Here is a 14,483-nt window from a genome sequence, read left to right as displayed (position 1 = left end):
TTCCCTGGAGGGGCGGCAAAACGATGACAGCAGAGCTGACCGCACAGGTGTGCGTGGTCGGAGGAGGCCCCGCCGGGCTCGCCCTGGCCGTGGAACTCGCCAAGCGTTCCGTGTCCGTGGTGGTGCTGGAGCAGAGCGGGCACTTCAACCGGTCGTTCCGCGGCGAGTCGGTGTCGCCGGACTCGGTGTGGCTGCTGGACCGGCTCGGACTGCTCGGCCGCCTCGACGGAACGTACGCGCAGGTGCACCATTTGGAGATCCTCGACTCCGGCAGCGCCGTGCTGAATGTCGACTTCTCCGACTTCCCCTACCCCCACCCGTACCCGGTGGAGCTGCCCCAGCCCGCTCTGCTGTCCGCCCTCGCCGATGTCGGACGGGAGCACTCCGGTTTCACCCTCCGTCAGTCGGCCACCGCCGTGGGCCTGCTCCGGGAGCAGGGCGAGAGCGGTCCGGTGACCGGGGTGCGCGCCCGCACCCCCGACGGTGAGATCGTCGTCCGGGCCGACCTGACGGTGGCGGCCGACGGACGGTTCAGCAAGGTCCGGGAGATGTCCGGGCTGGCGTACGAGAAGCAGCCGCTGGACCGGGACGTCATCTGGCTGCGGTTGCCCTTCCCCGAGGAGTGGGACAGCCACACGTACCGCATCCGCATCCGGGGCGGTGAGCACGGGCTGTTCATCCCCACCCACCCGGACAGCGTGCGCGTGGGCCTGAACATCGCCAAGGGCGGCCTGAGGGACCTGCGCGCCCAGGGGCTGAGCGCGCTGCACGAGAAGCTGGACCGGCTCGCCCCCGAGCTGTCGGCCTCGGTGCGCAAGGAGGTGCAGGCCTGGTCGGACACCTCGATGCTGGACATCTTCACCACCGTGGTGCCCCGCTGGTCCATGCCCGGTCTGGTCCTCATGGGCGACGCCGCGCACACACTGACCCCGATCCTCGGTCAGGGCGTCAACCACGCGATCATCGACGCGGTCACCCTGGCGCCGCTGGTCGAGGAGGCGATGGCCGACGGCGGCGGCGCGGACGCACTGACACGGGCCTGCGAACAGTTCCAGCAGTCGCGCGAGGAAGCGGTACGCCTCTCGCGTGCCCTCCAGCTGCGCCAGGAGCGGCTCTTCGCACTCGACGGGCGGCTGGGCGGTCTGACCCGCCGGTCCCTCTACCGGATCGTGAACGGCAACCGGGCGTTGCAGCAGCGGGTGCTGGCCAGGGCGTACTTCCAGGTGCAGGAGCCGGGTCCGACCGTGGCCCAGCGCATCGTGCAGCAGCCGGCCTCGCACAACTGATCCGTCGCACCGGACGGCGTACGACAGACCGCTGCCCGGGTTCCCGTCGGGGAACCCGGGCAGCGAGCCGTTCACCGGGGCCGGCGGTTCACCAGGTGACGGGCAGACGGTTCAGGGCGTGCACCATCATTCCGCTGGTCATGGAGAGGTTGTCGACCTCGTCGGCCAGGCTCAGCTCCGGGAAGCGGCGGACCAGCGAGGAGATGGCGATCTGCAGCTCGGCCCGCGCGAGAGCGGCACCCAGGCAGAAGTGCGGGCCGTGGCCCAGCGCGACGTGAGCGGTGGCCGAGGACCGGGACGGGTCGAAGGCCTCGGGCTCCTCGCCGAAGCGGTCCGGGTCCTGGTTGGCGGAGGCGACCGCCGCGATCACACCGCTGCCCTTGGGGATGGTGGTGCCGCCGATCTCGACGTCCTCCAGGGTGATGCGGAACGGGCCGCCGTCACCGATGGGGTTGACCCGCAGCAGCTCCTCCACCACGTGCTCGATCATCTCGGGCTGCTCCCGCAGCGCGGCCAGGTGCTCGGGGTGGCGCAGCAGCGTCAGCACACACTTGCCGATCATGCTGACGGTGGTCTCGTGCCCGGCCACCAGCAGCGTGATGCCCATGATGATCAGCTCGTGCTCGCTGAGCCGGTCGCCGTCCTCGTCGTGCACGGAGACCAGGGCGCTCATGAGGTCGTCGGCGGGCTCCTCGCGCTTGCGCTGCACCAGCTCGCCCAGGTACTGGACCATCGACATGCGCTGCGCCATCACCTCGTCGGCGGTGTGCGCGGTGAGCGAGACGAAGGCGTCGGACCAGCCGCGGAACTTCTCCCGGTCCTCGAAGGGAACGCCGAGCAGTTCGCAGATGACCATCACCGGCAGCGGGAACGCGAAGGCCGGGTTGAGGTCGAGCGGCGGGGCCTGCTTCTCCATCTCGTCCAGCAGCTGGTCGGTGAGCTCCTGGATACGGGGGCGGAGGTTCTGCACCCGGCGCGCGGTGAACTCACGCGAGACGAGCTTGCGCAGCCTGGTGTGCTCGGGCGGGTCCATCGTGAAGAGGCTGCCGGGCACGGGCGGGGCCGGGGTGAGCTGCGGGGCCCCCTCGGCCAGCATCGCGGCACGGCTGAAGCGGGGGTCGGCCAGGACGGTACGGACGTCGTCGTAACGGCTGACCACATACCCGTCGTCACCGGTGGGCAGCTGGACCTTGGCCACCGGGCACTTGGCGCGCAGCTCCTCGTAGACGGGCGGCACCTCCACGGCCGAGGGACGGTGGAAGGGGTACTGGAGTCCAGGCTCCGTCCCGGTCTTGGTCTCGGTCTCGGCGGACGGCGATGAGGCGGTGTCCATCGTGTGGCCTCCAGGGTTTCGGACTTCGCAGACGTGTCGGGTGTCGGGCTGCCAGGCGACCGTTGCAGGAGCGCCTTGTGCACCGATAAAGAGCGCCTGAACCGGCGGGGGCGGGCCCACAGCGCCGGGAAGGGCTGTGGGCCTTGGGGTGCCGCTCGGCCGGGGCTCGGCCGTCCCGGTCAGGGAGGTGGTGTCTTCCGTACCGGATGCGGTGCGGGGTTCGGTGGGGGCTCGGTGCGGGGTTCGGCGGTGCGGCGGCTCAGGGTCAGGCGGGTGGCGGAGACGGTCTCGCCGCCGTCCACGACGACCTCGACGGGGGCCGGATGGCCGAGGAACCCGAGCAGGTTCGCGGACAGTCCGTAGGCCCCCACGTTGGGGAAGACCAGCAGGTCGCCCGGGCGCACCCCTGGCAGGTCGACGGCGCGGGACAGGACGTCGGCGGGCGTGCACAGCGGCCCGGCGAGCGTCACGAAGGACGGTTCGGCTGCCCCCGTGTCGTCAGTCCCCGTGCCACCGGCCCCCAAGTCGCCAGTCCCCGTGTCACCGATCCTGGCGTCACCGGCCCCCGTGTCGCCCGCGTCGTCCGTCACGCGGTCGGGAGCGGTCAGTGGCTGGGCGGAGAGCGGCAGGAGACGGCCCAGACCGGACTGACCGCCCAGATGGTTGACGCCCGCGTCGAGCACCGCGTACGTCTTGCCGCGGCTGCTGCGCACATCGGTGACGGTGACGACCAGCCGTCCGCTGTCGCCGACCAGATGACGCCCGGACTCGAAGGCGACCACCGGTTCGCCGTGCCGCCAGCCCGGGAGGTGCTCGTCGAGGACGGCGCACAACGCCGTGCGCAGCCCCGGGTAGACGGGCCGCTCGCCGGGGGTCGCGTACGGGGCGGCGAACCCTCCGCCGAGGTCCAGCAGGTGCAGCGGGATGTCGAGTTCGTCCCGGAGCCGGGCGGCGGTGCGCACGCTCTGGGCCAGTTCGGCGAGGAGGACCTGCTCGTTCCCGGCGTTGGTGAGCGGGACGAAGTGCATGCCGATGATCCGCACGCCCTTCACCAGGAGCCGGGCGCCCCCGTGCTCCGCCAGTTCGTCGAGGTCGAAGCCGAACCGGGACGGGCCGCCGGTCATCCACGGCTCGTCCTGGCCGGGGGCGCCGGCGGCGTTGATCCGCAGCATGCAGTCCGCGGTCACACCCCGGGCGTCCGCGGCGGCCCCGATCCGCTCCAGGTCGCCGAACGACTCGGCGGAGAAGGTGCGTATGCCCGCCGCGACGGCCTCGCCGAGTTCCGCCGGACCCTTGCCGGGGCCGGAGTACATCAGCTCCGCCGCCGAATGGCCCGCCCGAAGGGCCGCGGCCAGTTCGCCCCGCGAGGTCGCCTCGGCGCGGGCTCCGCCCCGCCGGAGTTCGGAGACGAGGCAGGGGTGCGCGTTGGCTTTGAGCGAGTAGTAGATACGGGCCGGCTGGGGCAGGGACGCGCGCAGGTCCTCCAGGGCGGTGCGCACGCGGGCCAGGTCGTAGACGTAGAGCGGGCTGCCGTACCGGTCGATGAGCCGACGGAGCGTCAGATCGTCGCCGGAGCGCCGCGTGGGGTTCTTGTCAGCGGACATCGGTGTCCTCCATGAGCTGTCGGCGCAGCTCCTTGCGGTTGGTCTTGCCGGTGGGGGTGAGCGGCAGGGCGGTCAGGACATGGCAGACGTCGGGCACCTTGGCCGCTTCGAGGCGGTCCCCGAGCCGGGCCAGTACCTGTTCGCCGGTCACGTCCGGTGTCTCGGGGACGACGAAGAGGGCCATGTCGCGGTCGTCCCTCGGGACGAGCAGCGCGGCCTCCTGTACGCCGTCGATGTCGAGCACGGCGGCCTCGATCTCGACGGAACTCATCCGCGAGCCGCGCCGTTTGAACAGGTCGTCCCTGCGGCCCTGGAAGTAGACGTGCCCGTCCTCGTCGAGCCGGCCGTAGTCACCGGTGTGCAGGGTGACCGGGCCGCCGTCCCGCTCCTGCCGGAAGTGCAGGGCGGTCTGCTCCGGGGCCCGCCAGTAACCGGCCATCACATGCGGGCCGCGCACCACGATCTCGCCGGTCTCACCCGTCGGGAGGGGTCGTCCGTCATCGTCGACGACGAGCACCTCGGTGCCGGGCAGCGCGGGCCCGACCGAGCCGGGGCGGGCGAGATCGCCGTCGGGCTCCAGGATGGTGATGCGCTTGCACTCGGTGGTGCCGTACATGGGCGCCACCGAGGCGCCCGGGAAGGTCTCCCGGAGCGAGGCGATGAGCGGCGGGTTGAGGGTCGCCCCGGTGCTGGTGAACAGCCGGACGCGGGTGGGCCGCGGGTCGCGGGTGGCGAGCTTGACCAGCAGTTCACCCAGCGACGGCACGAGCGGTACGACGGTCGCGGCGTGGTCCCGGGCGAAGCCCAGCAGCCGGGCGTGGTCGGCGGGTCCCGACAGCAGCAGCTCGGCGCCGGCCAGCGCGCCGATCAGGGCCTGGTAGAGGCCGTAGTCGAAGGAGAGGGGGACGGCGGTGAGCACGACGTCGTCCGGGCGGTAGTTCAGCCGGGCCTGGATGGCGCGCGCGGCGAACACCACGGCGCCGTGCGGGCAGGCCACCGCCTTGGGCGCCGAGGTGCTGCCCGAGGTGTAGACGAGCAGGGCGAGCCGGTCGGCGGGGACCTCGGCCTGAGTGCGGGCGGCGGGGTCGGCGCGTCCGGACAGGTCCAGCTCGCCGGCGACGGCGACCGGTACACCGGACGGCCAGGTGAGACCGTCGGCGCCGGTGCGCTCCCCGCTGTCTACGACGATCAGCGAGGGCTCGCAGTCGGCGAGCACGGCACGCAGATGGAAGGCCTTCATGCCCGGGTTGACCGGGACCAGGACGGCTCCACGCCGCCAGGTGCCGTAGAGCACGGCCGTGAACTCCCGGATGCTGTCGACGCGGGCCAGCACCCGGTCGCCGGGCCGGATGCCGTGCCCGTCCAGCTCACGGGCGAAGGAGTCGGCGGCGGCGTCGAGTTCGGCGTAGGTCCACCGCCCGTAGCGGTCCCGCACGGCCGGGGCGTCGGGGTGCCGGGCCACGGCCGCCGTCAGGAACACTTCGGCCGCGTTGTCGACCCTGGGGGCGCTCTCCGTGCCGACGGCGTCGTCGATGAGCGCCGAGGCAGGGAGGGAACCGACCATGGTCGCGGTCATCGCTGCTCCTCGGTGTCTGCGGTCCGGCGGGGCGCACGGCTGGGGCCCTGGAATCCGCCCTTCCGTGATCGTCGGCGCTGGTGCTTTGGCCTGGCTAAAGACCTGGCGGGCCGGGGTACGGGGCCGGGTACGGGTTACCGGGCCGGGCGGAGACGGCCGTGCCCCGGCTGCCGCTCGGGCAGCCGGGGCACGGTTCCGGGCGGACGGCGAGGGAGAACCAGCGCCGTCAGCCGTCAGACATCAGCCCTCAGCCGTCAGCCGTCAGCCGTCAGCCGTCAACTGGTGTCCCTCAGCCGGTGGTTGTCGTGGTTGCCTCGGGCCGCGGGACGGGCGAGGCGGAACCGGAGCCAGAGCCGGAGCCCGAACCCGAGCCCGATTCGGAATCGGAGTCGGAGTCGGAGCCGGACTTGGCCGGGTCCGGCGGAGTCAGCGACCGGGCGACGAGGACGACGCTCAGGATGAGCACCAGCGGCACACACATGGCCGCCCGGTAGGAGACGGCCGCCCCGATGGCCCCGACCAGGGGCGGGCCGATCAGGAAGCCCACGTAGTTGAAGAGGTTGACGCGGGCCACGGCGGTGTCCGGCGCCCCCGGCAGCCGCTGCGCACCGATCACGAAGATCTGGGGCAGGATCACGGACAGCCCCGCGCCGAGGACGGCGAAACCGAACGCACCCGTCAGGGGTTCCGGTGCGGCGGCGACGATGGCGAACCCGACGGCGGTGAGCAGGGCGCCCGCCCGCACCACGGCCGCCGCTCCCCACCGCTGCACCCAGCCGTCCCCGAGCCCGCGGCCCACCAGGGTGGCCGCCATATAGAGGGCGTACGGCACGGTCGCCATCGCCTCCGAGCTGTTCAGGGTGTCCTCAAGGAACTTGGCGCTCCAGTTGGTGGCGGTGGAGTCGGCGACGACGGACACGGCCATGATCAGGCAGAGCGGCAGCAGCGGCTTCCAGGGCACTCCCCGCGGGCGAGCGGACTGCGGGGAGGGCTGCTCCGTGGCCGGTCCGGCACCTCCGTCCCGTCCGGCCTCTCCGTCCGCCTGCCGCGTCAGGCGCGGGGCGACCGACATCGCGACCGGCAGCAGCAGGACGACCGAACCGGCGAAGAGCGTGAGCAGGGAGAGGTCCCAGTTGGCTCCGGCCCAGGCGAGCACGGCGCCGAGGATGCCGCCGAGGCTGGCGGCGCCGTGGAAGCCCAGCATGATGCTGCGCCCGTAGCCGCGCTGAATCCCGACGCCCGTCATGTTCAGGCTCGCCTCCAGGGCGCCCACCAGCAGCCCGAAGACGGCCAGGCAGACCGCGAGCTGCCAGAAGGTCTCGCCCGCCCCGACGCCGACCAGGCACAGACAGATCACGGGCTGGATCACGCGTACCACCACGGGGGCGGGGACCCGGCGCACCACTCGCGAGACGGTGATGCTGCCGACGCCGGCCAGGGCCGGTACGGCCGCGAGGAACATCGGGAGCTGGGCGTCGCTGAGGCCGTAACGATCCTGGATCGCCGGGATACGGGTGACCAGCAGGGCGAAGACCGCTCCGTGGACGAGAAAGACCAGCAGCAGCGCGGAGCGGGCCTGTCGCAGGCGTACCGGGATCTCCATGGCACCTCCTTCGGTGTTCGGTTCGCCGCCACTCGCCCGAGGGCAGCGCCGACGTGACCGTAGGGAGCACCGCTGAAGTACGGCTTGCGCGGCGGCAGCCCCCTGGGCCGGAGCGCCGCCCTCCGGGCACCGCCCCGGTCGGCGAACGGCCGCCTTCCTCCGACGTGTTCGAGGAGAGGCGGCCGCTTCGTGTGCGGGTCCGGCGGTCAGTCGACCGGCGCGCCCACCAGGTCCATGCCCATCAGATCGACGATGTCGACATAACGGCTGACCACGTCCGAGAGACGGTCGAGGAAGGCGGTCTCCTGCTCCCTGATGAAGAAGTGGCCGCCCGGCACCTCCACGGTCTCGCTGTCCCGGGTGGAGTACAGGGACCACTCCCGTACCTCCGGGACGGTCACCAGCCGGTCGTCGGCACCGGCGAAGGTGTGCAACGGAATCGGCAGCGGGGTACGGTCCACGCCCCCGGCACCCTCGCAGAGCAGCAGGTCGTCCCTGACGACGGGCAGCAGAGCCGCCAGCCAGTCCGGGCGGTCCAGCAGCACCTGGGGCAGTCCGCCCAAGGAGGCGAGTCTTCGCACCAGTTCGCTGTCGTCGGCCACATAGCCGTGGGTGATCGGCGGGGCCGGCAGGTGCGGGGCGCGGTGGGCTCCGAGGAGGAGAGCGAGGGGCAGCCGTTCGCCGCGGGCCTGGCGGTACTGGGCCAGGGCGAAGGCGATGAGGGCACCCATGCTGTGCCCGTACACCACATGGGGACGGTCGAGTTCGTCGCCGAGCTCGCGGTCCAGGTCCTCGACGAGCGCGGGGAGATCGGTGAAGCGCGGCTCCGCCATCCGGCCCTCGCGGCCGGGCAGTTGTACCGGCAGCACCTCCACCTGGGTTCCCAGCCGGCGCTGCCACCCCGCGTAGATGGAGGCGCCACCGCCCGCGAAGGGGAAGCAGAACATACGGAGGCGGTCGGCCTCGCCTGTGCCACCGCGCCTCAGGTATCGCGTCATAGTGCCCCGATCTCCTCTCGGTACGCGGTGGCCACCGAACGAGCGGGGCCCCTGGTGGACGCAGCGTCTCAAGCAGCGCTTAAGGACCGCCAAACGCGCCGAAAGGAGTGGACCGGCTCAGGCCGAAGCAGCCGTCAGGGGCAGGGTGGACCAGTCGTCGCCGCCGACCGCCGGCGGGTCCGGTGACTCCAGTGCCGGGTCGGCCTGGAGGATGGCCTGGTGCAGGCGCTGGAGCCGCATCGACGGTTCCAGGGCGAGCTCGCGGATCAGGGAGGTGCGCAGCCGCTGGTAGGCACTCAGGGCGTGGGAGGGCCGGCCGCAGCGGTAGAGCGCCAGCATGAGTTGGGCGTGCACGGTCTCGTGCAGCGGGTGCTGGGCGGCCAGCGCGGTCAGCTCGCCGAGCAGCAGGGCGTGCCGGCCGAGCCGCATGTCGGCCTCGATCCGGGCGTCGAGGGCGCCGAGCCTGGTCTCCTCCAGTCGCACCACCTCGATCTCCAGGGCGCGGCCGATCTGTACGTCGGCCAGGGCGGGTCCCCGCCACAGCCCCAACGCCTGGTGCAGCAGCTGGGAGGCCTCACGGGTGGCTCCCTCACGCAGCGCCATCTGCCCGGCCACACTCAGCTGCTGGAACTCCACCGCGTCACCGGCGTGCGCCACGTCCAGCGCGTAGCCGCCGTAGCGCGTGCACAGCACGTCCTTGGGGCCGCGCACGGCGGCCGGGCCCAGGGCCGAGGCCAGCATGCGGCGCAACTGTCTTATGTAGGTCTGGAGCGTGGCGGGCGCGGTGCGCGGCGGCGCGTCCCCCCACAGTTCGTCGAGCAGGGTGGACACGGTCACGACCTGGCCCGCGTGCAGGGCCAGCAGGGCGAGCACCTGACGGGGCTTGGCCGCGCTGGGTACCACGGACGTACGGTCGAGCTGGGCGACGAGCGGCCCCAGGACCCGGATCTCCATCTGGTTCTCCCTTCAGCCAGTACCACTCGGCAGCCCCAACCGCTCGGCTTCCTCGGCGCTCAACGATGGCACCTCGGCCCACGCCGCCCCAGTGAGCGCTTCATTGGCCGCATATGAATTACCGAGGTGGCGACCCATGACGGATTCACAGGGGAGCCATGAAACGAACACTGTCTTAGTGCCCTCGATGCCCGAACAATCCTGTATGCCGATCAGCGCCGATCAGCTCACGGCGGCTGTGCACCCTCACACAGCCGTTTCCGTGTTTGCCTGACCCTGTTCGCCGCCCCCTGCCCGCCCGCTTTTGTTGGTCTCCTCCCCCCTGACGGCTTGTCCCTGACGGCCTGCCCCTGACCGTCTCCCCGCCCGCTCGACTCACCCCCCTCACCGTCTATCCGCGTCCGCCCGAGCCGCGCAGCGTCCCCCACCGCCGTCGCCTGTACACCGTAGGAGCCGCCATGTCCGTTGTGAGCCCGTTCAGCACCACCGTGACCGCGCAGACCGCGCAGACCGAAAGGCGCTGTGTCTCCTTCTGGTCGCTACGCGAGGACGTCCTGGTGGATACGAGCGGCCCGAGCGGCTGCGTGGTGCTCTCCGGACGGTGGGGGGAAGTGCGGCTGCGCGGGGCGGGCCCGTCGGTGCGTGAGACGCTGCGCCGGATGAGCCTCGGCCCGATCTCGCTGGCCAACGCGGTGGCCGGGCTGACGGCCGACGACTCCATGCACCCCCCTTCGGGGGGACCGGAGACGGAGATCCTCGCGGTGCTGCACCGGCTGCAGCACCTGGTGGTGCGCTCGCTGAGCATGGAGGAGTCGGACCATCTGCTGATGTCGGTGGTCCCGATCGCCCGGTCGGCCCGTTACCGCCCGGTCGCGGCCGACCGGTGCCATCCGGTGCGGCTGTCCCGCTTCGCGTTCCTGCGCAGCGAGGGCCAGGGCTTCGTCCTGGAGTCCCCCGCGTCGCTGTATCGCGTGGTGGTGCACGGCCCGGAGGTGTCCTGGCTGATCGGCATGCTCGGCCGTCCGGTCACCATCGACCAGATGGCGGCCTCCGTACCGCTGAGCGCCCCGGTGATCTCGGGCATCGTCGCCCATCTGCTCGCGACCGGCATGGTGGTCCCCGCGGAACGGCCGCACACCGGGGAGGGCACGCAGGGCGACGCCCCGGCGGGCGGCGGCGCGGTCCCGCACTTCGCCGAGGACCAGGACCCGGCGCTGCTGTCGTGGTCCGCCGTCGACCTGTTCTTCCACAGCCGCTCGACGCTCGGCAGGCACGACGCGGACTTCGGCGCCACGTACCCGCTCGCCCAGCGCACGGCCCCCGCCCCGGCCGTCAAGCCGCTGCCGGACGGCCCGCGTCTCCCCCTCGCCCGGCCCTCCCTGACCGAGGTGGCGGCGAGCGACCCGCCGCTGACCACCGTGGTGGAGGAGCGCCGCACCGTCCGCTCCTTCGGCCCGGACCGGCTCACGGCCGCCGTGCTCGGCGAGTTCCTGTACCGGGCGCTCAGGATCCGCAGCCTGCACGAGTCGCCCGACGAGAGCGGGCACACGGAGTCGTTCAGCGACCGCCCGTACCCCAGTGGCGCCAACGCCTACGAGCTGGAGTTCTACCTCACGGTCCGGGACTGCGCCGACGTCCCGCCGGGCACCTACTACTACGCCCCGCTGGAGCACTGCCTGGTGCGGCTCGGTGACGGCGAGACGGATCCGACGCTGCCCGAGCGGCTCGCGGAGGCACAGGTCACCGCCGGGCTGACCGAGCCGCCCGCCGTGGTCATCACCATCACCTCGCGCATCCACCGCCTGGCGTGGAAGTACAGCGGCCTGCCCTACGCGCTGACGCTCAAGCACGTCGGCGCGGTGATCCAGAACCTGTACCTGATCGGAACCGCGATGGGCCTGGCCTCCTGCGCCCTCGGCAGCGGCGACATCGAACTGGCCGCCCGCACCACCGGCACGGACTGGCGGATCGAGCCAAGCGTCGGGGGCTTCATCCTGGGCACACCGCCCGAACCGTCATCAACTTCTCCCAGTTCTCCCACAGTTAGTTCATGAGCCCCGCATTCCCCCCTTCGAATTTCAGCCACTCCACCTAAACTGAGAGCACTTGATCCGGTACGCGTTGTGGGGGACGTTCATGGGGGCAGCTGCGCCGCGCTCGGGGAGAGACACCGACACATCCCCTCGGGACATCTCCACCGGCGGCGCCGGCACCACTGGTTCGGCCCTCTCCACCGCCGTGCGCGCGCTGGGCCTGAACGCCCCGCCACCCCGTCTCGCCCTGAGCGTCGTCGTGATCGTCGAGTGCGGCTTCGTCCTGGTGGGTTTCCTGAACGTCATGGCCGAGGAACCGGGCGCGTTCGTCCTCGTCGTCTCGGGTCTCAGCTTCGCCCTCATCGGCCTTCTCCAGCTGGTCCACTCCTCGTACCGCCTGCGGCACTTCCGGGCCCGCTGGTACCGGTGGACCCTCAGCCTGCAGGCCGTGCTGACCTATCTGCCGCTGTTCGCCCTGGGGCTCGGGTGGGGCGAAATGGCCGGGTTCCTGGGCGCCTCCCTGCTGCTGGTCCTCAGACCCGTACTGGCCTGGCCGCTGTTCGGGCTCATCACCGTGACGGCGGCCGCCACGGGGCCGATGCTCGGTATGAGTGCCACGGACTCGGCCGACATCACCGTCTCCACCGTGCTGACGGGCCTGATCGTGTACGGGCTGAGCCGCCTCGCCCAGCTCGTGGTCGACGTACAGGCGGCGCAGGCGGAGCTCGCCCGGCTGGCCGTCAGCCAGGAACGGCTGCGGTTCGCCCGGGACCTTCACGACCTGCTCGGCTACAGCCTGTCGGCGGTCACCCTCAAGAGCGAGCTGGCGTGCCGCCTCGTGCCCGCGACTCCCGAGCGCGCCCTGGAGGAGATGAAGAGCATCCTGGAGATCTCACGCCAGGCACTCGCCGACGTCCGCACCGTCGCCCGCGGCTACCGGGACATGTCCCTGGCCACGGAGGCGGTGTCGGCGCAGTCGGTGCTGGAGGCCGCCGGCATCCAGGTGACGACGGACTTCCGGGGCGCGCCCACCGAGGGCGAGGTGAACACCATCATGGCGACCGTCCTCCGGGAGGCCATCACCAATCTGCTGCGTCACAGCAAGGCGGAGCGCTGCCGGCTCGAAAGCTGGACGACCGCCCTGGGCGAGCTGGTCCTCACCATCACCAACGACGGGGTGCAGCCCATCGCGCAGAGCCCCGACGGCGCGCCCGCGATCCCGGACGGCAGCGGCCTGGGGAACCTTCAGTTCCGGCTGACGTCGATCGGCGGCAGCCTGTCGACCGGGGTGGACGAGGCGGGCTGGTTCGTCCTGCGGGCGGTGGCCCCGGTCCGGTGGCCCGCCGCCGGATGAACCGGCCGGCGGCGCCCCCGAAACCGATGTCCTACAGCCAGCCGCTCTCCCGGGCGACCCGGATCGCGTCGACCCGGTTACGCGCGTTGAGTTTGGAAACGACCGTTGTCAGATAGTTCCGCACGGTGCCCACCGACAGGAACAGCCGTCCGGCGATCTCCGCCGCCTCCGCTCCGTCCGCGGCCATCCGCAGCACCTCGACCTCACGGGGGGTCAGCGGGTTCTCGCCGTTGTCGAAGGCCGCCAGGGCCAGTTGGGGGTCGATCACCCGCCTCCCCACCGAGACCTCCCGCACCGCGTCGGCCAGTCGGTCCGGTGGCGCGTCCTTGAGGAGGAACCCGCCCACCTGGGCCGCGAGCGCCTTGCGCAGCGTCCCCGGCCGGCCGAGGCTCGTGAGGATCAGCGTGCGGCACGAGGGCAGCTGTTCGGCCAGCAGGGCGGCGGCACTCAGTCCGTCGAGACCGGGCAGGTCGACGTCGATGATGGCGACGTCGGGGTCGCAGTCGAGTGCCGTACGGACGATGTGGTCACCCCGCTCAACCTCCGCGACCACCTTCAGGTCATCCTCCAGGGACAGCAGGGCGACCAGCGCCCCGCGAACCATGTGCATGTCCTCGGCTAGCAGGATGCGTATCACGAAGCTTCCCCACGTCAAGCTCGGATGATCAGGCCGATCTGTTTGGCGGGAACCTTACTTTATGAAGTGGAGGGTTCCGGTGACGAGTTCATTTAATTCTCAAACCCACTGTGACACCTCGAGCCGCATGGCCGTGGTGATGGTGTCCTCCTGCACGGCCTCCACCACGACGGGCGTGGTGAAGGTGCCCAGCTCCTCGTCCCAGCGGAATCCGTCGACGGTCGCCCGCAGCCTGGTGATGCGGTCCAGCTCCGCGTAGTCCGTGAAGTCGGTGGCGATGGAGGCGACCGACAGGCTGTAGGGGTCCAGGGCGTGCAGCCGGGCGACGGCGGCGACGGCCAGCTGACGCGCGGCCTCCATCTGCAGATGGCCCGGCACATGGTCCAGCGGATGGTCGAAGACGTGCGGATGACTGGTGTCCACCACCAGCTGGCAGGCGAACTGCCCCGCGTCGGCGACGGGTTCGGTGATGAACACGTTCCGGGCGTCCCGCCGTCCCACGTGGGACGGCTCGGCAGCCGTGAAGCGCGGCAGCAGGAAGCCGGGGTGCTCGGGCGACAGCCGCCTGCTGCGCATGGCCTGGTAGGCGGCCTTGGACAGGATCAGCAGCCCGCCCTCACCCTTCATCGCGGACCGTCCGTCGACCTCGATGTCCCCGAGGAAGCTGAACCCCTGCAGCCGGCCGGCCTTGTTGCGCCGGGTCCGCACGCTCACGGTGATCCGCGCGCTGGCGGGCCGCCGGCCGATGCGCAGCGGTTCGAAGGCGGTGGTACGGAGTGTCAGGTCCCGGAAGATGAACGCGGAGTCCAGTCGCACCTCCAGGTGGCGGTGGGCGATCAGGACCCCTGCCTGACGCACTACTTCGACCATCAGGCTGAAGTCGTACAGCGGGGAGTTCTCCCCGATCAGATGGCCGCGCGGGAGCTGCGCGGCGACGACGAACGTGTCCTCGCCCGTCTTGGCCGAGTCGGTGACGAAGACCTCGGCTATCGAGGCTCTGTGGACCAGGGCGCGTGGAACGGTCGCGTCGTAGCTCAGCTCCACATGGTCGTTCCCGGGTGGCACCGGGGCCGTCCCGGTCGCGGGGGTGGAGGCGGGCATGGGG

General features: G+C 71.5%; 11 protein-coding genes. 3 read left to right on the top strand and 8 right to left on the bottom strand.

Annotation, left to right across the window (positions count from 1 at the left end):
• Nucleotides 1-23 precede the first annotated feature (23 nt).
• Nucleotides 24-1,286, top strand: a complete 1,263-nt coding sequence (locus FPZ41_RS17825) for an FAD-dependent oxidoreductase (protein WP_194236127.1) — start codon at nucleotides 24-26, stop codon at nucleotides 1,284-1,286.
• An 88-nt stretch (nucleotides 1,287-1,374) separates the two neighbouring features.
• On the opposite strand, the gene FPZ41_RS17820 is transcribed toward FPZ41_RS17825, so the two are convergent.
• The 6 genes from FPZ41_RS17820 to FPZ41_RS17795 form a co-directional block, all read right to left on the bottom strand.
• Nucleotides 1,375-2,619 carry a cytochrome P450 gene (locus FPZ41_RS17820; protein ID WP_152863777.1) on the bottom strand — a complete coding sequence of 415 codons (1,245 nt, stop codon included), beginning with the start codon at nucleotides 2,617-2,619 and terminating at the stop codon, nucleotides 1,375-1,377.
• A 179-nt stretch (nucleotides 2,620-2,798) separates the two neighbouring features.
• Complete coding sequence (locus FPZ41_RS17815; protein ID WP_152863775.1) at nucleotides 2,799-4,223, bottom strand: type III PLP-dependent enzyme domain-containing protein; 1,425 nt, start codon at nucleotides 4,221-4,223, stop codon at nucleotides 2,799-2,801.
• Nucleotides 4,213-5,799, bottom strand: coding sequence for a class I adenylate-forming enzyme family protein (locus FPZ41_RS17810; protein WP_152863773.1), 1,587 nt, complete (start codon nucleotides 5,797-5,799; stop codon nucleotides 4,213-4,215). The genes FPZ41_RS17815 and FPZ41_RS17810 overlap by 11 nt, the downstream gene beginning before the upstream one ends.
• A 289-nt stretch (nucleotides 5,800-6,088) precedes the next feature.
• Entirely contained in the window at nucleotides 6,089-7,402 is a 1,314-nt protein-coding gene (locus tag FPZ41_RS17805) for an MFS transporter (RefSeq protein ID WP_152863770.1), read from the bottom strand.
• 206 nt (nucleotides 7,403-7,608) lie between these two features.
• Nucleotides 7,609-8,400 (bottom strand): thioesterase II family protein, encoded by a 792-nt coding sequence (locus FPZ41_RS17800; RefSeq protein WP_228022791.1) that lies wholly within the window; start codon nucleotides 8,398-8,400, stop codon nucleotides 7,609-7,611.
• A gap of 117 nt (nucleotides 8,401-8,517) precedes the next feature.
• Nucleotides 8,518-9,354, bottom strand: coding sequence for an AfsR/SARP family transcriptional regulator (locus tag FPZ41_RS17795; protein WP_152863768.1), 837 nt, complete (start codon nucleotides 9,352-9,354; stop codon nucleotides 8,518-8,520).
• Nucleotides 9,355-9,812: 458 nt separating this feature from the next.
• Here FPZ41_RS17795 and FPZ41_RS17790 point away from each other — a divergent pair, with 458 nt between their 5' ends.
• Together FPZ41_RS17790 and FPZ41_RS17785 are read left to right on the top strand one after the other, a co-directional pair.
• Nucleotides 9,813-11,408 carry a SagB/ThcOx family dehydrogenase gene (locus FPZ41_RS17790; protein WP_152863766.1) on the top strand — a complete coding sequence of 532 codons (1,596 nt, stop codon included), beginning with the start codon at nucleotides 9,813-9,815 and terminating at the stop codon, nucleotides 11,406-11,408.
• An 82-nt stretch (nucleotides 11,409-11,490) separates the two neighbouring features.
• Nucleotides 11,491-12,741: a sensor histidine kinase gene (locus FPZ41_RS17785; protein ID WP_152863764.1), complete on the top strand. Its 1,251-nt coding sequence runs from the start codon at nucleotides 11,491-11,493 to the stop codon at nucleotides 12,739-12,741.
• A gap of 31 nt (nucleotides 12,742-12,772) precedes the next feature.
• Here the strand turns inward: FPZ41_RS17785 and FPZ41_RS17780 are convergent, their stop codons facing one another.
• Nucleotides 12,773-13,378, bottom strand: coding sequence for a response regulator transcription factor (locus FPZ41_RS17780; protein ID WP_322620376.1), 606 nt, complete (start codon nucleotides 13,376-13,378; stop codon nucleotides 12,773-12,775).
• A 99-nt stretch (nucleotides 13,379-13,477) separates the two neighbouring features.
• The gene (locus FPZ41_RS17775; RefSeq protein ID WP_228022792.1) at nucleotides 13,478-14,479 is read right to left on the bottom strand and encodes a ScbA/BarX family gamma-butyrolactone biosynthesis protein; all 1,002 of its coding nucleotides are present in this window, start codon (nucleotides 14,477-14,479) and stop codon (nucleotides 13,478-13,480) included.
• Between the last annotated feature and the right edge of the window lie 4 nt (nucleotides 14,480-14,483).

This window comes from Streptomyces acidicola, assembly GCF_009377235.1.
Taxonomy (GTDB): Bacteria; Actinomycetota; Actinomycetes; order Streptomycetales; family Streptomycetaceae; genus Streptomyces; species Streptomyces acidicola.
This window is presented reverse-complemented; position numbering and strand designations above follow the sequence as displayed.